The 18,216-nt window shown below is 65.3% G+C and carries 16 protein-coding genes; 10 read left to right on the top strand and 6 right to left on the bottom strand.

The window, feature by feature from the left end:
* Positions 1-11: 11 nt before the first annotated feature.
* Together DU478_RS08160 and DU478_RS08155 are read left to right on the top strand one after the other, a co-directional pair.
* Positions 12-707, top strand: coding sequence for a DUF502 domain-containing protein (locus tag DU478_RS08160; RefSeq protein ID WP_114510454.1), 696 nt, complete (start codon positions 12-14; stop codon positions 705-707).
* Positions 708-818: 111 nt separating this feature from the next.
* A complete protein-coding gene (locus DU478_RS08155) occupies positions 819-1,748 on the top strand; it encodes a calcium/sodium antiporter (protein WP_114510453.1) in 930 nt (309 codons plus the stop codon).
* Here the strand turns inward: DU478_RS08155 and DU478_RS08150 are convergent.
* Both DU478_RS08150 and DU478_RS08145 read right to left on the bottom strand, forming a co-directional pair.
* The gene (locus tag DU478_RS08150) at positions 1,729-2,760 is read right to left on the bottom strand and encodes a patatin-like phospholipase family protein (RefSeq protein WP_114510452.1); all 1,032 of its coding nucleotides are present in this window, start codon (positions 2,758-2,760) and stop codon (positions 1,729-1,731) included. The two genes, DU478_RS08155 and DU478_RS08150, sit on opposite strands and share 20 nt — an antisense overlap.
* Positions 2,761-2,892: 132 nt before the next feature.
* On the bottom strand, positions 2,893-3,666 hold the full coding sequence (locus DU478_RS08145) for a 3-hydroxybutyrate dehydrogenase (RefSeq protein ID WP_114510451.1): 774 nt from the start codon (positions 3,664-3,666) through the stop codon (positions 2,893-2,895).
* Positions 3,667-4,090: 424 nt separating this feature from the next.
* Between DU478_RS08145 and DU478_RS08140 the strand changes: the two genes are divergently transcribed.
* The 6 genes from DU478_RS08140 to DU478_RS08115 all read left to right on the top strand — a co-directional run bounded on the left by DU478_RS08140 (position 4,091) and on the right by DU478_RS08115 (position 9,095).
* A complete protein-coding gene (locus DU478_RS08140) occupies positions 4,091-5,908 on the top strand; it encodes an extracellular solute-binding protein (protein ID WP_114510450.1) in 1,818 nt (605 codons plus the stop codon).
* A 5-nt stretch (positions 5,909-5,913) separates the two neighbouring features.
* Positions 5,914-6,027: an entericidin EcnA/B family protein gene (locus tag DU478_RS08135; protein ID WP_114510449.1), complete on the top strand. Its 114-nt coding sequence runs from the start codon at positions 5,914-5,916 to the stop codon at positions 6,025-6,027.
* Between the two features lie 111 nt (positions 6,028-6,138).
* Positions 6,139-6,831: a hypothetical protein gene (locus tag DU478_RS08130; RefSeq protein WP_114510448.1), complete on the top strand. Its 693-nt coding sequence runs from the start codon at positions 6,139-6,141 to the stop codon at positions 6,829-6,831.
* Between the two features lie 182 nt (positions 6,832-7,013).
* Positions 7,014-7,379 (top strand): helix-turn-helix domain-containing protein, encoded by a 366-nt coding sequence (locus tag DU478_RS08125; protein ID WP_114510447.1) that lies wholly within the window; start codon positions 7,014-7,016, stop codon positions 7,377-7,379.
* A 67-nt stretch (positions 7,380-7,446) separates the two neighbouring features.
* Entirely contained in the window at positions 7,447-8,148 is a 702-nt protein-coding gene (locus DU478_RS08120) for an autoinducer binding domain-containing protein (protein ID WP_114510446.1), read from the top strand.
* Between the two features lie 98 nt (positions 8,149-8,246).
* Complete coding sequence (locus DU478_RS08115; protein WP_114510445.1) at positions 8,247-9,095, top strand: acyl-homoserine-lactone synthase; 849 nt, start codon at positions 8,247-8,249, stop codon at positions 9,093-9,095.
* Between the two features lie 68 nt (positions 9,096-9,163).
* Here the strand turns inward: DU478_RS08115 and DU478_RS08110 are convergent, their stop codons facing one another.
* Positions 9,164-9,787: a helix-turn-helix domain-containing protein gene (locus DU478_RS08110; RefSeq protein ID WP_114510444.1), complete on the bottom strand. Its 624-nt coding sequence runs from the start codon at positions 9,785-9,787 to the stop codon at positions 9,164-9,166.
* 89 nt (positions 9,788-9,876) lie between these two features.
* Here DU478_RS08110 and DU478_RS08105 point away from each other — a divergent pair, with 89 nt between their 5' ends.
* Positions 9,877-11,382, top strand: a complete 1,506-nt coding sequence (locus DU478_RS08105; RefSeq protein WP_114510443.1) for a class I adenylate-forming enzyme family protein — start codon at positions 9,877-9,879, stop codon at positions 11,380-11,382.
* Positions 11,383-11,461: 79 nt separating this feature from the next.
* On the top strand, positions 11,462-12,100 hold the full coding sequence (locus tag DU478_RS08100; protein ID WP_114510442.1) for a DsbA family oxidoreductase: 639 nt from the start codon (positions 11,462-11,464) through the stop codon (positions 12,098-12,100).
* 3 nt (positions 12,101-12,103) lie between these two features.
* On the opposite strand, the gene DU478_RS08095 is transcribed toward DU478_RS08100, so the two are convergent.
* From DU478_RS08095 to DU478_RS08085, 3 genes are all read right to left on the bottom strand, one after another.
* A complete protein-coding gene (locus DU478_RS08095) occupies positions 12,104-12,931 on the bottom strand; it encodes a lysophospholipid acyltransferase family protein (RefSeq protein ID WP_114510441.1) in 828 nt (275 codons plus the stop codon).
* Positions 12,928-13,686: a GNAT family N-acetyltransferase gene (locus DU478_RS08090; RefSeq protein WP_114510440.1), complete on the bottom strand. Its 759-nt coding sequence runs from the start codon at positions 13,684-13,686 to the stop codon at positions 12,928-12,930. The genes DU478_RS08095 and DU478_RS08090 overlap by 4 nt, the downstream gene beginning before the upstream one ends.
* Positions 13,687-14,137: 451 nt before the next feature.
* Positions 14,138-17,818, bottom strand: a complete 3,681-nt coding sequence (locus tag DU478_RS08085) for a vitamin B12-dependent ribonucleotide reductase (RefSeq protein ID WP_114510439.1) — start codon at positions 17,816-17,818, stop codon at positions 14,138-14,140.
* Positions 17,819-18,216: the final 398 nt, after the last annotated feature.

Here is an 18,216-nt window from a genome sequence, read left to right as displayed (position 1 = left end):
GACTCCGCGCGATGAAAACACCTTTCGAGCCGACCCAACGCCGACCCGGCCTGCTGGCCCGTTTGCGCGCAAGCTTTCTGACCGGCATCGTGGTGATCGCACCGGTCGGCCTCACGATCTGGCTGATCTGGTCGGTGATCGGCTGGATCGACGGGTTCGTCCTGCCGCTGGTGCCCAGCCGCTTCAATCCCGAGCAGTATATCGGCATCAACCTCCGCGGCGTCGGGGTGATCTTCTTCCTGCTCTTCACGGTCTTTGTCGGCTGGATCGCCAAGGGGCTGATCGGGCGGTCGCTGATCCGCTTTGCCGAGAGCCTGGTCGAACGCATGCCGGTGGTCCGGTCGATCTATTCCGGCGTCAAGCAGATCGCCGAAACGGTCTTTGCCCAGACCGAATCCAGTTTCGAAAAGGCCTGCCTGATCCAGTACCCGCGCAAGGGCATCTGGGCCATCGGCTTCATCTCCACCAAGACCCGCGGCGAGGTGGCGACCCGGGCCGAGACCGGCGGCGACCTCATGTCGGTCTTCCTGCCGACGACCCCCAACCCGACCTCGGGCTTTCTTCTCTTCGTGCCCGCCGAGGATGTGATCGAGCTCGACATGACCATCGAAGAGGCCGCGAAACTGATCATCTCGGCGGGTCTCGTGGTGCCCGGCCACAAGGAGCCCGGCCTCGCGGCAGAGGCTGAACTGCGCCGTGTCTCCTGACCCTTCAACTCTCTGACGCCGCGATTTTTTCCGGCCGCCCTTGAACGCGCGCCGCGCATGCCGATCTCTCCGACACGCCCGCGCCGCATTGCCGGGCACAACGGAGCTTTCATGGATTTCCTCTACATCGCACTCGGCCTCGCCGTGCTTCTGGGCGGCGGCGAGTTCCTCGTCTCCGGCGCCGTGGCCCTGGCCCGCCGGCTGGGCCTGTCGCCGATGGTCATCGGCCTCACGCTGGTCGGTTTCGGCACTTCGGTGCCCGAACTTCTGACCTCCCTGCGCGCCGCCTTTGAAGGCGCGCCCGACATCGCCCTGGGCAATGTCGTGGGCAGCAATATCGCCAATATTCTGCTGATCCTCGGACTTGCGGCCCTCCTGCGCCCGATCCCGGTCACCGGTGCGGCCTTCCGCTACGACGGCGCCTGGATGGTGACCGCGGCGCTGGCCTGCGTCGGGCTGGCCATGTGGCCGGTGATCGGGCACGGAGCCGGCCTGGGGCTGCTGCTGGGTTTAGTCGTGTTTCTCTGGCTCACCCTGCGCCGTGGCGAGGATCTGGCCGCCCTGCCCGACGCCGATGCGCCGCCGATGCCGGTCTGGCGCGCCAGCGGGCTGTTCTTCGGCGGCCTCGCCCTGACTCTGCTGGGCGCGGTGATGCTCGTTTCCGGAGCCACCGGCATCGCGCGCAGCTTCGGTGTCTCCGAAGCGGTGATCGGTCTCACGCTGGTGGCGCTCGGCACCTCGCTGCCCGAGCTTGTCACCTCGGTCCTGGCGGCCCGGCGCGGCCACGGCGACGTGGCGCTCGGCAACATCCTGGGCTCGAACATCTTCAATGTGCTGGGCATCCTCGGGGCCACGGCGCTGGCAAAGCCGCTGCCGGTGGCGCCTATGATCGCGCAGGTGGATGTCTACGTGATGCTGGCCGCCAGCCTTGCGCTATTGGCAACGGGCCTGCTCTGGCAACGCATAAGCCGCACCGCGGGGCTGGCGCTGCTGTTGGGCTATGCGGTGTACATCGGCTGGCTCAGCCGAACTTTGCTCTGAGGTCCGCGGTCTGGCGGGTGTTGAGGTCGTCCTTGTGATCCGCCAGAAAGCCGCACGCCGCACGCCGCCCGGCGGCCTTGAGCTGGGTGATGACCGACGGCACCGGCACCAATTTTGTGGCCACCGACAGGTCGTTCATCAACCCGTCGTCGGCGATCATGTGCACCAGCACCTTTTTCATCGCGCCCTCCGGCATCCGCCCCTCGGCCAAGAGCCGCTGCACGAAGTCGATGGCCCGCAACTCGCGCAGAAGAGAGGAATTGAAGCTGATCTCGTTGATCCGGTTCTGGATCTCCGCCGCCGAAACCGGCACGTCCTCGCGCACCAGCGGGTTGATGTTCACGATCACCACGTCGTCCGGCAGGTGCGGCTGGTAGAGCGGAAAGAGCGCCGGGTTGCCGGTATAGCCGCCGTCCCAGAACGACTCCACCGCGCCGGTCTCGGGGTCCTCCACCTCCACCGCCTGGAACAGCGTCGGCAGGCAGGCCGAGGCCATGATCGACTGGGTGGTGATCCGGTCGCCGGAAAAGACCCGCACCTTGCCCTCGCGCACCTGCGTGGCGCAGATGAAAAGCTCAGGCCCCTCCAGCGCGCAGACCTTGCCGAAGTTGAGCTTGGCGACGATCGGCTCCAGCGGGTTGCGGTAGAGCGGCCCCCAGGCGTAGGGCGACATCATCCGGCTTACGGCGTCGCCCAGCATATAGCCCGGCGCGTTCTCCAGGCTGCGCGAGATCATGCCGGGGGTCGGCAGCCAGGCATTCATCCAGGCCGGCAGGCTCGGAGCCTGCACGGCGCTCACCTGCGCCCAGAGCCAGTCGAGTCGCGCCCGCGCCCCCGCGCGCCCGCCTTCCAGGATCCCCGCCTTGAGCGCCGCGCCGTTCAGCGCCCCGGCAGACGTGCCGGAGATGGCCGCGATCTCGATGTCCTCTTCCTCGAGCAGACGGTCGAGCACGCCCCAGGTAAAGGCCCCGTGCGCGCCGCCGCCCTGCAGGGCCAGGTTGATCCGTTTCATCGCATGTCCCTCGTCGCCCGATCGCGCGGGTCCTGATCTTCTCTGGTTTCCAATACCCCTCGGGGGAGTCGCGGCGTGCCGCGACGGGGGCAGCGCCCCCGCCTCCTTCGCCCTCCGCAGAGCGTCGCGCAGTTACTGCGCGCTCCAGCCGCCGTCAGCCGAAATCGTGGTGCCGGTGATCTGCGCCGCCGCGTCCGAACACAGGAACAGCGCGATGCCACCCAGTTGTTCAACCGTGACGAACTCCTTCGACGGTTGCTTGGCCAGGATCACCTTCTCGACCGCCTCGTCCTCGGAGATGCCGTATTCCTTGGCGGTGTCGGGGATCTGGCCCTCGACCAGCGGGGTCAGCACGTAGCCCGGACAGATGGCGTTGCAGGTGATCGGCTCTTTCGCCGTTTCCAGCCCCACCACCTTGGTCATGCCGACGACGCCGTGTTTGGCGGTGACATAGGCGGATTTGTAGGGCGAGGCGCGCAAGCCGTGGGCGCTCGCCACGTTGATGACCCGGCCCCAACCCGCCTTGCGCATCATCGGCAGCGCCGCGGCGGTGGTGTGAAATGCGGAATTCATGTTTATGGCGATGATCGCGTCCCACTTGTCCACCGGGAACTGGTCGAGCGGCGCGACGTGCTGGATGCCGGCGTTGTTCACGAGGATATCGCAGGCCCCGGCCTTCTCGATCAGCGCCCGGCACTGGTCGGCCTTGGACATGTCGGCCTGGATGTAGCGCACCGTGGTGCCGAATTCCTCGGCCATGTCCTTGGCCAGCTGATGATCCTCGTCCCGGTCGGTGAACGAATTGAGCACCACATCCGCGCCTTCGGCGGCCATGGCGCGGGCGATACCAAGCCCGATGCCCGAATTCGATCCCGTGATGACGGCGGTTTTTCCGTTGAGCGACATGGCACATCTCCTTTCGATGCGTTGCGTTTGGCGGCAGGCTACATGCTGCAACTGCACAATGGAAAGAGGACATGCCCGGTTCCGCCGGGAATTTCCGCGCAGGGTCCGCGCGTCGATTCGCAAAGGCGCGGAGCCTTCGGCAGGGGGTGCGTCACCGGCGGCGGTTGACGGGCGGGTGAGCCATCACCCCTGCTATGCTTGGGTCAACGCAGCTTCGGCCTTGGGCATTCGGCCAAAAAAAACGCCCGCACGAAGCGGGCGTTAAGTTATTGAGGCAGGTTTCATACAGGCAAGAAACCTATCGAGCAGTGACCCCTGTATAAGCCTTTCTCCGCTCGGGGCCAAGCTAAAAGTTTGATAAGGCGGGAAACCCTCGCTATTTTGGGCACCAATAAAACAAGAGCAGAGCAGGATTGTTGCCGGTATGGCCATAGAGTTTTTCTCGCGCAGAGGGGCTGCGCGGCTTTTGTGCGCGGTGCTTGTCAGCGCGGGCACCGCCTCGGCAGAGCCGCAGCATGGCATAGCTATGTACGGCGAACCGGCGCTGCCACAGGATTTTGTGTCGCTGCCCTATGCCAACCCCGATGCGCCCAAGGGCGGGCGCATCGTCACCGGCGAGACCGGCAGTTTCGACAGCCTCAACCCGCATATCCTCAAGGGCTCCGCCCCGTGGCAACTGCGGCTTTTGGGATACGAGTCGCTGATGGGGCGCAGCTGGGACGAACCTTTCACCCTTTACGGGCTTCTGGCCGAATCGATTGAGGTCGGACCGGACCGCGACTGGGCCGAATTCACCCTGCGCGAAGAGGTCGCGTTCTCCGACGGCACGCCCGTCACCATCGAGGACGTCATGTGGTCCTACGAGACGCTGGGCACCGAAGGCCACCCGCGCTACCGCGGCGTCTGGGACAAGGTCGCGAGCATGGAGCAGACCGGCCCGCGCTCGGTCCGCTTCGACTTCAATATCGAAGACCGCGAGCTTGCCCTGCTGATCGGCATGCGGCCGATCCTGAAAAAGGCGCAGTGGGAGGGCCGCAACTTTGCCGAGTCGGGCCTTAACGTGGTGCCGATCACTACCGCGCCCTACGTGATCGAGGATTTCGAGGCCGGGCGCTACGTCTCGATGAAGCGCAACCCCGACTACTGGGGCCGCGACCTGCCCTTCATGCGCGGTCAGGCCAATCTCGACGAGATCCGCATGGAATTCTACGGCGACGGCACGGTGCAGTTCGAGGCGTTCAAAGCCGGTGCGCTGAATTCCATTCGCGAGAACAACGTCGAGAAGTGGGAAACGCAGTACGACTTTCCCGCGGTTCAGTCCGGCGACGTGGTGAAATCGGTGATCCCGCACGAACGGCCCTCGGGCATGACCGGCTTCCTGATGAACACCCGCCGCGCCGCGTTCCAGGACTGGCGTGTGCGCGAAGCCATGCTGCTGGCGTTCAACTTCGAATTCATCAACGAGACGATGACCGCCTCCAAGAGCCCTCGCATCACCTCGTATTTCTCAAACTCGGTTCTCGGGATGGAAGACGGTCCCGCAACCGGCAAGGTCCGCGAATTCCTGATGCCCTTCGCCGACGACCTGCTGCCCGGAGCGCTGGACGGCTATGTCCTGCCCGAAGGCGACGGGTCCCTGCGCAACCGCAAGAACCTGCGCCGCGCCACGGCGCTCATGGCCGAGGCCGGCTGGACGGTGCAGGACGGGGTGATGAAGAACGCCGACGGGCAGCCCTTCGTCTTCGAGATCCTGCTGACCCAGGCGCAGGTCGAGGAAGGCACCATCGCCGATCTCTTCGTGCAGGGCCTGACCCGGCTGGGCGTCAGCCCCCGGATCAGCACCGTGGATGCGGCGCAGTACAACGAACGGCTGGTGGATTATCAGTTCGACATGATCTTCTACCGTTACGGCCTGTCGCTGAGTCCCGGCAACGAACAGCGGCTCTACTGGGGCTCCGACGGGGTGGATCAGCCCGGCTCGCGCAACCTCATGGGCATGGACAGCCCCGCCGCCGAGGCGATGATCGACCGGTTGCTGAACGCCGCCAGCCGCGAGGATTTCGTCGCCGCCGCGCGCGCGCTCGACCGCATTCTGACCACGGGACGCTACGTCATCCCGATCTATCAATACAACGTCAGCCGTATCGCCCATGTGAAAGAGCTGACATATCCGGACAGGCTTCCGATCTACGGCGATTGGGTCGGGTTCCAGCCGGATGTCTGGTGGTGGCAAGAGGAGTAAGGCGCATGAAGACGCTGATGATTTTGACGATGATGGCAGCACTTGCAGGCTGTGCGACCATCGACGGCGTGGGACAGGATATCTCGGGCGGCGCACGCACCGTGCAAAGCTGGTTCTGACAGGGTCGGGATGGACGCCCGCGCAAGCGATGCCTAGACTGGCGCACTGACGCTGCGGGCGGGCCGTCGGACCGCGGACAGACGTTCTGGTAATGACCGAGGTATTTTGCGGTGCGTCCATCCACACTGACCCAGACGGACTTTGTACGGCAGAGCGGCGAGTCCGCCGTTCTGACGATCCGTCCGGCCCGCGTGGCCATGCACACCGGCACCAAGTGGCCGGTGTCCAAGGCGCGTCTGCGCAAACTGCACCGGGTCCTGCCGCGGGCGCTGACCAACCTCGTCCGCCCCGCGATCAAGCGCCGCGAGCCCTTTGTGATTCCCCCCCGGTATTTCGGCACTCCGCATCCGATGACCGAAACCCCACGTTACCTCAGGGTCGCGGACTTCATCCGCCGCCCCGGATCGGTGGAAGACACGGCGTGGTTCCGTGATCTGGCCGAAGAACTGGCCGCGACCGGCGCCGCCCGTCACAAGGACATCATCATGCGCAGCCGCGAGGACATCCACGGCTTCTTCGACACCTACGTGATTCCGATGATCGACAGCCTGCGCCGGGACGGCTTTGATACGACCCGCGCCGATTTCGACTCGGTCGCCGTCATCGACGCCAACGGGCGGCTGACGAAGGCCGGCTCGGGCAACCACCGATTTGCCATCTGCCAGGTGCTGGACAGCCCCAGCTTTCCGCTGCGGGTGGTGGCGGTGCATGCCGACTGGTACGCACGGGCCGTGATGGCGCAGGGCGACAGCTGGGAATCGCTGTTTCGGGCGCTGAAAGCGGTAGAACACGATCACCAGTAACTAGGCAGATCGGCGCCGCGGCACCGGGGCGGCGCGCCCCGGACCAGCACCGCCGATGCGCCGCCACCGCAAACTGCCGTAACGTCAGCTTGCACGGAATAATGGCAGGCCGGGCTAATTTTGATTGAATTTTTATCTCATTCAATTGAATGGTGAAATCTGGGAAATGAGAGACTGTATCCATGAGCGTTATTGACGAGTTGCTGGGTCGGAGCATTTCGGAACGACGTCGCCAGATCGGCATGTCCCAGGCGGAATTGGCCGCCGGATTGAAGATCACACAACGTAAAATAGCCGCCTTCGAAAACGGCACGGACCGCGCCACGGCGCAGCAAATCTTCGAAATTGCCGACCTTCTCGATGTCGACGTGACGGAATTCTTCGACAAGGCGGATGCCCCGGACGCCGCCGGCTGCGCCCGGGATATCCCCGACTGGGCGGGGGTTGAGTCGGTTGTCGGACATTACGACGTGCTGTCGAAGGCACATCGCGCCGCCATATTCGCCTTTTTGCTTGCCTTGACCCCCGATCGCAAAGAAAACTTCTAAGAATGGCGTCAACGGCGCACCGCGCGACAGGCTCACCCGCGCAATCGGAACATTAAGGCTGCCGCCCTTGTCTGTGATCGACCTCAGCAAGCTTCCGTCACAGGAAAGCAATCTTCGGAACTATCTCGATACGGTTTGCGAGACCTACGAGCTGGATTACGCCGCCTATGCCGGGGTCAATCCGATCGCCCAGACCGTACACGGCTTCGTCAACTATCCCGACGAATGGCAGACGCGCTACATCCGCCAGGGGTTCCAGCACAAGGACCCCGCCCTGCTGGTGGCCAGCCGCAGCATCGCCCCGGTCGACTGGCAGCGCCTGCGCGGCGAGGCGTCGTTCCAGACCATCTTTCGGGCGGCGCATGATTTCGGCATCAGCGAACAGGGCTTGACCGTGCCGGTGCGCGGACCCTACGGCGACGTCGGCCTGTTCAGCGTGACCCGCAACTGCTCGGACCGCGAGTGGAGCCTGCTCAAGGCCAATATCCTCAGCAAGCTGCAAAGCGCGGCGGTGCACCTGCACGACAACGTGGTCCGGTCGCAGGCGCTGACGCGCCAGTTGACGCATCCGACCCTGTCGGCGCGCGAAGTCGAGATCCTGCAATGGGTTGCGGCGGGCAAGTCGCAGCAGGACGTGGCGGATATCCTTTCGATTTCAAACCGCACGGTCGAGGTCCATCTGCGCTCGAGCCGCAGCAAACTGGGCGCTCTGACCACAGCGCAGGCGGTCGGCCGGGCTATCGGGCTGGGCCTCATCTATCCGTATTAGCACCCGCTCCTCACGGGCGGCCTACGGGATTTCCACAATAGCGCCAGATTCAAGGCCATATGATGATGCCGTTAATCACTCATTAGCGGAGAAGTCTCATGATCCTTGTCGTCGACGGTCTGAACCGGCACCGATACACACGAATCCTGGATGAAATGTTCGCCCTGCGCGCCCGCGTCTTCGGCGACCGCCTCGGTTGGGAGGTCGAGATCACCGATGGCAAGGAGATCGACCATTTCGACGCGCTCGACCCCGCCTACGTGATCGGGATCAACGACGACGGCCGGGTGGTGTCCTGCGTGCGCGCGCTGCAGACCACGGGGCCGCACATGCTGGCGGACGTGTTTTCCGACATCCTCGATGGCGAACCGCCGCTGCGCAGCGGCACGCTCTGGGAATCCACGCGGTTCTGCGTCGATACGGACATCCTCGAACGCGGACAGTCGCGCAACTCGGTGAGCTATGCGACCTGCGAACTGATGGCCGCATCGCTGGAATTCGCCAAGAATTCGGGGATCACCGATATCGTTACGGTGATCGACCCGGTGATGAACCGCGTGCTGAAACGGTCCGATTGCGCGCCCTACGATTACGTCGGAAAGGTCACCCCGATGGGCAAGGTGTCGGCCATGGCGGCGCTGCTCGACTGCTCCGACGAACGCATCGACCGCATTCGCCGCTTTGCCGGGATCGAGGGCGATCTGTTCGTCGATGCGCAAATCGCAGAGGCCTTGGCCGATGCGCCGGTGCCCGCACGCCCGTCCGTTGTGCCGTTCGAAACAGCAAAAGAGCCCGTCTGCACCAAGGCCGCACTCGAACAGTATTGCGTCGAACAGATGCGGGATGCCCGCACCCACGAGGAGCTGAGCGCCGCTAAGCGCCTGTGCGAAATGCTGCTGGGTCAGGTGATGCCGGCGAATCGCGCCGGTCCCCTGGCCAGCTGCTGAACCGAAACGAAGGTCCGGACCCGGCGCCCGAGCGGCGCCGACCGCCGCCTGCCGTACAGGCGCGCCGGTTACACCAGTGATGTCACCCAGAGGATCGTGGCGTCGTCGTCGCTGATCGAGATCACATTGTGACCCATCGTGGCGTCGTAATAGGCGCTGTCGCCGCGGCGCATCTCGATGGGTTCGTAGAATTCGGTGTAAAGCCGGATCACCCCGGTCAGCACGTAGAGGAATTCCTCGCCGTCGTGGCGCACCCAGCCGTCGAACTCGGTCACGTCCCGCGCCCGCACCCGCGCCGAATAGGGCAGCATCCGCTTCTTGCTCAGCGTGTCGGCAAGCATGTCATGTTCGTAGGTTGCCGTGGCCTGCCGGTTGCCCTGCCCCGCCTTGGTCACTGCCAGCCGTCCGTTCACCTGTGTGTCGCGCGGCGGAGTGAACAACTGCGGCACCGAGATCTCGAGCCCCACCGCCAGCTTTTTCAGCGCCTCGTAGGTGGGCGACATCTGCCCGTTCTCGATCTTCGACAGGGTCGAGCGCGCCAGCCCCGCCTGCCGCGCCGCCTGCTCCAGCGTCCAGCCCTGCGCCTTGCGCAATTCGCGCACGCGGCTCCCAAGGTCGAGCGGCTCGGCCTCTTCCGAGGCGCCGCCGGACCGCGCGAGGCGGATCAGGTACTTGGGGTCGGTCTGGGACATGCGGGGCACCGGTCATCAACTGCCGCATTGCTATAGGCCCGCGCCAGGACGCTTGCAACCGCACCTGCGCGGCGCTACGCCCGAAGCTTATGCAAGCCGTGTTTGACCAGGGCCCGTTCGCGCCCTGCCCCGCCCCGTTCAACCTTGCCGCCCATGTGCTGGGCCGCGCCGCGACACAGCCCGACAAGATCGCCCTGTCGGTCCTCGGGCCATCGCGCGCCGAACGCTGGAGCTTTGCCCGGCTCGACGCCGCGGTGCGCGGCACCGCCACCGGGTTGCTGCGCAGCGGTCTCGTGCCTGGTGACATCGTGCTGATGCGGCTGGGGAACACGGTGGACTTTCCGCTGGCCTACCTGGGCGCCATCGCCGCCGGTCTGGTGCCGGTGCCCACGGCGGCGCAGCTGACCGCGCCCGAGGTCGCGTCGATCGTCGCCACGCTCGGCGCCCGAGCGGTGCTCCTGGCCGACGGCATCGCCTGCCCCGACACGGACCTGCCCGTACACGGGCAGGACGCGATGAAGCGCTGGCGCGACCTGCCGCCCGCGGACTACGCCATGGGCGATCCGGACCGGCTGGCTTACGTGATCTACACCTCCGGCACCTCGGGCCAGCCGCGCGCGGTGGGTCATGCGCACCGTGCGATCTGGGCGCGGCAGATGATGATGCGCGACTGGTACGACCTGCGCGCGGAGGACCGGCTGATGCACGCGGGCGCCTTCAACTGGACCTTCACCCTCGGCACCGGGCTGATGGATCCCTGGACGATGGGCGCCACGGCGCTGATCCCGGCGGCAGGGGTGGGCCACGATCAACTCGGCCTGCTCATGGCGCGGCACGAAGCCAGCCTCTTTGCCGCGGCCCCGGGCGTCTTTCGCAACCTGCTGAAAACGCCACTGCCCCGGATGCCGAAACTGCGCCATGGCCTCGCCGCGGGCGAAAAGCTGTCACAGCCGATCCGCGACGCGTGGGAGGCCGCCACCGGCACGCCGGTCTTCGAAGCTTACGGCATGTCCGAATGCTCCACCTTCATCTCCGCCGGTCCCGACCGCCCGCCCCTGCGCGGCACCCTGGGCTGTCCGCAGCGCGGACGCCGGGTGGCGATCCTCGGTCCCGAAGGTCCGGTGAGCTTTGACGAACCGGGCACAATCGCGGTCCACCGCAGCGATCCGGGCCTGATGCTGGGCTACCTCAACGCGCCAGAGGAGACCGCAGCAAAGTTCCAGGGCGACTGGTTCCTCACCGGCGACCAGGGGACGATGGACGCGAAGGGGTCGGTCACCTACCTGGGCCGCGACGACGACATGATGAACGCCGGCGGCTTCCGTGTCTCGCCCATCGAGGTCGAGGCGGCGCTGCTCGCACATCCTGGCATCACCGAGGCCGGAGTGACGGATATCGAGGTCAAGCCGGACGTCCGCATCATCGCCGCCTTCTACACCGGCCCCGATGCGCTGGACGCCGACGCGCTCGCCGCCTGGTGCGCCGAGCGTCTTGCCCGCTACAAGCAGCCGCGCAGCTTTACTAGGCTCGACGCGCTGCCCAAGAACCCCAACGGCAAGCTCCTGCGCCGGGCGCTGCGCGATCTCGGCGCCTGACCCGCTCCGAAGGGCGCCCGTGCAATCCCGGCATGCGGCTGATATGGTCTCTGAAACTCCGCAGGAAAGGCACATCCCGATGGTCAAACTCGATATCATGTCCGATCCGATCTGCCCCTGGTGCTATATCGGCAAATCCTACCTCGACCGGGCGCTGGAACAGGCACCGGATCATCCTTTCACCATCGAATGGCATCCCTTCCAGCTGAACCCCGAGATGCCCGCCGAAGGAATGGACCGGCGCGAATATCTCGAAGGCAAGTTCGGCGGCAAGGACGGCGCGGTCAAAGCCTACATGCCGGTGGCCGAACACGCCCAGAAGGCGGGGCTGGACCTGAACCTCGACGGCATCCGGCGCACGCCCAACACGCTCGATGCGCACCGGTTGATCCACTGGGCCGGGATCGAGGGGCGGCAGACGGCGGTGGTGTCGTCGCTCTTCCGTGCCTATTTCAAGGAAGGCCGCGACATCGGCGAGGCCGAGGTGCTGGGTGACATCGCCGACAGCTGCGGGCTCGATGCGTCGATCATCCTGCGGCTGCTGGCCAGCGATGCCGACCGCGAAGAGATCCGCGGCCGCGACGCCGCCGCGCGCGAGATGGGCGTGACGTCCGTGCCCACCTTCATCATCGGCGGACAGCACGCGGTTCCGGGCGCGCAGCCGCCGGAGCTTTGGCTCAAGGTGATCGCGGAAATGACGGAAAGTGCCGCGAGTTAGCGGTCATTCCTCAGTCAGCGCATGACCTTCACGCACCAGGTCTTCGAGGTGCTGGGCAAGGCTCTTTCTGTTTGGGAAATCGTCGACGCGCACCGGCGGGTGGTACCGGACCTCGACCCGGCCATGGCGGCGCGCGGCCAGCGTCCGCAACAGATGCGTGCCGAAACTCATGTCGCCCCACCAGCCATAGAAGCGCGGGTCCGCGCCCGGCGGCGCGTGGTAGATCACGCTGACCGCCTGCACTTGCAGTTCGTGCTTCAGAGCGTCGTTGAAGAACGCCGCGAACAGCGTTGTCTTGAATGGCAAAACCCGCAAGCCGTCGGTCGATGTGCCCTCCGGGAAAAAGAGCAAACGGTGGCCATGCAGCAGACGCTCTTCGAATACCTTGGTCTGTGCGCGGGCCTCGCGCGGATCGCGCTTGATGAAGACCGTGCCGGTGGCGCGGGCGAGCCAGCCGATGCCCGGCCAGGCCGCCACTTCGGATTTCGAGACGAAATAGACGTTCTTGCGCGCGTTCAGCACGAAGATGTCGAGCCAGCTGGAATGGTTCGCCACCACCGCCCCCGGCCCGCCGATGCGCGGCCCGTGCAGTGTGACCGGCAGCCCGAGGATGCGCAGCGCCGCGCGGCAGACGCCCTGCGTGATGTAGGGCGTCGCGGGCCTGTCCATGCCGCACAGCGGGCGTTCCACCAGCCGCACTAGCAAGAGCACCGCGAGTCCGCCGAACACCGTTACCCCCATGATCGACCCGCGCGCGAGAACGCGCAGCCAGCCGACCGGCCCCAGTGGCGGCTCTGGCGGCGCGTCTTCGCTTTGCCAGGTGACACTCATGCGGACCCGCGTGCGTACAGGCTGCGCTGGCGTTCGTTCATCTGCGCCGTGTCCATGACCAGGCAGACATCGGTGGTGTTGAAGGCATGATCGACAAAGGCACCGTCACCCACGGTGCCGCCCAGCCGCAGGTAAGCCTTGATCAGTGCCGGTGTCTCGAGCATCGCCCGGCGGCGGTCGATCTGGTCCTCGGCCACCAGGTCCATGCTCTGGTAGACCCGCGCGCGGACCCGCAGCGGCTCGGGCGCCAGGTGGCGGTGATGCAGCAGCGAGAGCGGCTGCCGAAGCGCCGCGACATCCGTGCCGTGGAAGCTGGCGGCGCCGAACAGCACCTCGATCCCGTGGCTTTGCACATAGTCGGCGAGCGCCTGCCAGAGATGCATCATCCCGGCCCCGCCGCGATAGTCCGCATGCAGGCAGGACCGCCCCAATTCCAACAACTTGCGGCCCGATCTTCGCAAGGGTTCGAGGTCGAATTCATCTTCGGAATAGAACTGTCCCGCGGCCTGGGCCTGGTCTTCGCGCATCACCCGGTAGACCCCGACCACCGCGTTGCCACGGGCGGCATCGCGCAGCAGCAGGTGATCGAAGACCGCGTCGAAGCGGTCGCATTCCAGCCGCGCGTCATGATCCACGCCGTCGCCGCCGCCGCCAAGTTCGGCCACAAACACCTCGTAGCGCAGCCGCTGCGCCGCGCGCACATCGGCGGCATCGCGGGCAAGGCACACGGAAAACTGCGGAGGCTCAGACGGCATGGCGCGGGTCCCTTATCTGCCCTTGGGTTCTACTCAAGCCGGCGCGCGCTGGGAACCCGGAATTGGGCCAGCCGCCACCGGTTTGGCTAACCCTTCAGGATTCTGGCTTGGCATCAGTGGCTTGACCGCAGCGCTTAATTCTTCACATGAAAAAAGGGCCCCGCAAGGGGGCCCTGTCAAGGTTCGCTGGTAAGGCTCTGTTTTACACCGCCCGTGTCTGGTTCTGCCTGCGGCCTCACCCGCGTCCAAGACCGGCGCACCGGCCTCTTGCCCCATGAGAAATCAAGGATTTCTCGTGGCGCGTGACAGAGCGGAAAACCTCGTTTTCTGCGGAGTCACGCCCCGTTAGATCTCGATCTGCCCAAAAGCGCAGTCCGTTTTCGTCGGGGACCCGATCCCGGTCGGCCCGCGGCCGGGTCCCCTGCGCACCCATCACCGGGTGCGGGTTCGCTTAGCTACAGCCCGACGTGCCGCCGCAGGTGTTGCACTTCATGCAGGTGCCGTTGCGCACCAGCGTGTAGTTGCCGCATTCGCCGCAGGGGTCGCCTTCGTAGCCCTGCATCTTGGCCTTGGTGGCGGCATTGATCGCCATGCCCGAGGTGCCGGAGCCGCCCGAAGACTTCGCGGTGTTGACCACCATCGTCGTCGTGCCCGCGTCGGGGATCAGTGCGCTGAGCGCCGCCGAGGGGTCCTCGTGGGTGGCGAATGCCGTGGCCTGGCCGCCCTGCAGCACCACCAGTTCCTGCGGCACACGCTTGCGCAGGTAGCCGGTGGAGCTGATCTGCTTGAGCACTTCGAGCGACCGGGAGGCAGCGCTATCCGACAGCTCCTTGACGTTGCTCACGCCCTCTTCCTCGCCGCGGCCCAGGTCGTCGAACGTGGCGCCTTCGGGTTTGACATGGGCAAGGTCCGTGCGGTCGAGGTACGACACCGCCAATTCCCGGAAGATGTAGTCGAGGATCGACGTCGCGTTCTTGATCGAGTCGTTGCCCTGCACCATGCCCGCCGGTTCGAACTTGGTGAAGGTGAAGGCGTCGACGAATTCCTCGAGCGGCACGCCGTACTGAAGACCCACGGACACGGCGATGGCGAAGTTGTTCATCATCGCGCGGAAGCCGGCCCCTTCCTTGTGCATGTCGATGAAGATCTCGCCCAGCTGGCCGTCGGCATATTCGCCGGTGCGCAGGTAGACCTTGTGCCCGCCGACGATGGCCTTCTGGGTGTAGCCCTTGCGGCGCTCGGGCATCTTCGCGCGGGCGGTGGCCTTTTCCACCTCCTTGATGACGATCTTCTCGACCACCTTCTCGGCCAGCACGGCAGCCTTTTCCTGGATCGAGCCCGATTCGAGGATCTCTGCCGCCTCGTCGTCATCTTCGACCAGCGCCGCGGCGAGCGGCTGCGACAGCTTGGACCCGTCGCGATAGAGCGCGTTTGCCTTCACCCCCAGCGACCAGCTGAGTTCATAGGCCTTCTGGCAATCCTCGATGGTGGCGTCGTTGGGCATGTTGATCGTCTTCGAGATCGCGCCCGAGATGAACGACTGCGCCGCGGCCATCATGTGGATGTGGCTGTTCACACCCAGGTAGCGCTTGCCCTTCTTGCCGCAGGGGTTGGCGCAATCGAAGATCGGGTAGTGCTGCACCTTGAGGTGCGGCGCGCCTTCGAGCGTCATGGTCCCGCAGACGTGGTCGTTGGCCGCGTCGATGTCCGCGCGGGTGAAGCCCAGATGCTTGAGCAGGTCGAAGGTCGGATCGTTCAGCTTGGCCGCCGGGATACCCAGCACCTCGCGGCAGAATTCCTCGCCCAGGGTCCACTGGTTGAAGACGAAGCGGATGTCGAAGGCCGAGGCCAGCGCCGCTTCGACCTTCTCGATCTGCGCGGGGCCGAAGCCGTGGCCGATCAGCGAGGTGTGGTTGATCCCCGGCGCGTTGCCGATGGAGCCGTGACCGACGGCGTAGCTGACGATTTCCTCGATCTGGCTGGAGGAATAGCCGAGCTTTTCCAGCGCGGCCGGCACCGAGCGGTTGATGATCTTGAAGTAGCCGCCGCCGGCGAGCTTCTTGAACTTCACCAGGGCGAAGTCGGGCTCGATCCCGGTGGTGTCGCAGTCCATTACAAGGCCGATCGTGCCGGTGGGCGCGATCACGCTGACCTGCGCGTTGCGGTAGCCGTGCTTTTCACCGAGGCGCAGCGCCTCGTCCCAGGACGACATCGCCAGTTCGACCAGCGTCGCGTCGGGGCAGCCGGCGTGATCCAACGGCACCGGCTTGGTCGCCAGTTTCTCGTAGCCCGTGGTCGCGCCGTAGGCGGCGTTGCGGTGGTTGCGGATGACGCGAAGCATGTGCGCCTTGTTGCGCGCGTAGCCCGAGAAGGCGCCAAGCTCTCCGGCGATTTCGGCGGAAGTGGCATAGGACACGCCGGTCAGGATCGCGGTCAGCGCGCCGCAGAGCGCCCGGCCCTCGTCGCTGTCATAGGAAAAGCCCATGTTCATCAGCAGGCCGCCGATGTTCGCATAGCCCAAGCCCAGGGTGCGGAAATCGTAGCTCAGCTGAGCGATCTCTTTCGACGGGAACTGCGCCATGGTCACGGAGATTTCCAGCGTCAGCGTCCAGAGCCGCGTGGCGTGCATGTAATCCTCGGCCTGGAACTTGCCGTCCTTAAGGAAGGTCAGCAGATTCATCGACGCCAGGTTGCAGGCGGTGTCGTCGAGGAACATGTACTCCGAGCACGGGTTCGAGCCGCGGATCGCGCCGTCTTCGGGGCAGGTGTGCCAGTCGTTGACGGTGTCATGGAACTGGATGCCCGGGTCGGCACAGGCCCAGGCGGCGTGGCCCACGTCTTCCCAAAGCTTGCGCGCCTTGATGACCTTGGCGACCTTGCCGTCGGTGCGGCGGATCAGCTCCCAGTCGGCATCGTCCTTGACCGCCTTGAGGAAGGCGTCGGTGACCCGGATCGAGTTGTTGGAGTTCTGGCCCGAAACGCTTGCGTAGGCCTCGGAATCCCAGTCGGTGTCATAGGTCGGGAATTCGATGCTGGCATAGCCCTGCTTGGCGTAGTCCAGCACGCGCTTGACGTAGGTTTCGGGGATCTGGACCTTCTTGGCTTCGCGGATCGCCTGCTTGAGGCTGGCGTTGGCCTTGGGGTCATAGGCATCCTCTTCGGCGCCGTCCCAGGTGCGGATCGCGGCGAAGATGCCGTTGAGCTTCTGCTCGTGCATCTTGGAGCCCGCGACGATGCTGGCAACCTTCTGCTCTTCCTTGACCTTCCAGTTGATGAACTCCTCGATATCCGGGTGATCGGCGTCGCAGATCACCATCTTGGCGGCGCGGCGGGTGGTGCCGCCGGACTTGATGGCCCCTGCGGCACGGTCGCCGATCTTCAGGAAACCCATCAGGCCCGACGACTTGCCGCCGCCCGACAGCTTCTCGCCCTCTGCGCGGAGCGATGAAAAGTTGGTGCCCGTGCCCGAGCCGTACTTGAACAGGCGCGCCTCGCGGACCCAGAGGTCCATGATGCCGCCGTCGCCCACCAGGTCGTCCTTGACGGACTGGATAAAGCAGGCATGCGGCTGCGGGTGCTCGTAGGCGGATTTGGACTTGGTCAGCTTGCCGGTTTCGAAATCGACGTAGAAGTGGCCCTGGCTCGGGCCGTCGATGCCGTAGGCCCAGTGCAGGCCGGTGTTGAACCACTGCGGGCTGTTGGGCGCGGCGCGCTGGGTCGCCAGCATGTGGCGCATCTCGTCGAAATAGGCACGGGCGTCTTCCTCGGTGGTGAAATAGCCGCCCTTCCAGCCCCAGTAGGCCCAGGCGCCGGCGAGCCGGTCGAAGACCTGCTTGGACGAGGTTTCGCCGGTGGTTTCGGTGTCTTTCGACGCCGCCACCGAGCGCCACAGGAATTCCGGTACGCCCTCTTCGGGGACGCGCTTGGTCTCGACCGGGACACCGGCCTTGCGGAAGTACTTCTGCGCGATCACGTCGCCTGCGACCTGGCTCCACCGGGCGGGCACCTCGACATTGTCGAGCTTGAAGACAACCGTCCCGTCCGGATTGCGGATCTCCGACCGGGTGCTCACGAAGTCGATATTCGCGTAGGCGTCCTGTCCTGCCGTGGTGAAGTTTCTTTCGATTTTCATGGTCGCTGCCCCGTGTTTTTCAGCTTTGCTCAGCTTCGTTACCCTGCGCCCCGGATCCGCACCGGCGCGCGCCCAATTCTGGCGACAAGTCTGCCCCCGGCGGCGCTGTTGCGCTGCCGAACCGCTCATGATTGGCGTGTCGTGTTCAGGTCTGTCCCCGCCGGCCTGACGCTATATCTAGTATGTTCCTGACCGGCTCGCACAACCTGACGTATTTGCGCCCGGCCCGTCAACGAAATTTTAAGGCCCCCGCGGCAACTTTTTCGTTTGACCAGACCCCGCCTGCGCCTGCGTGTGAAACTGTCCGTGATTCCTCCCTGAATCACTCACAGGCCAGGGCCGCAGGAAATCTTGGAAATCGGTGCCGCGGCGGGCGGTTATCCACAGGTGTTGAGAGA

The organism is Thalassococcus profundi, from assembly GCF_003344785.1.
GTDB classification, from domain to species: domain Bacteria; phylum Pseudomonadota; class Alphaproteobacteria; order Rhodobacterales; family Rhodobacteraceae; genus Puniceibacterium; species Puniceibacterium profundi.
This window is presented reverse-complemented; position numbering and strand designations above follow the sequence as displayed.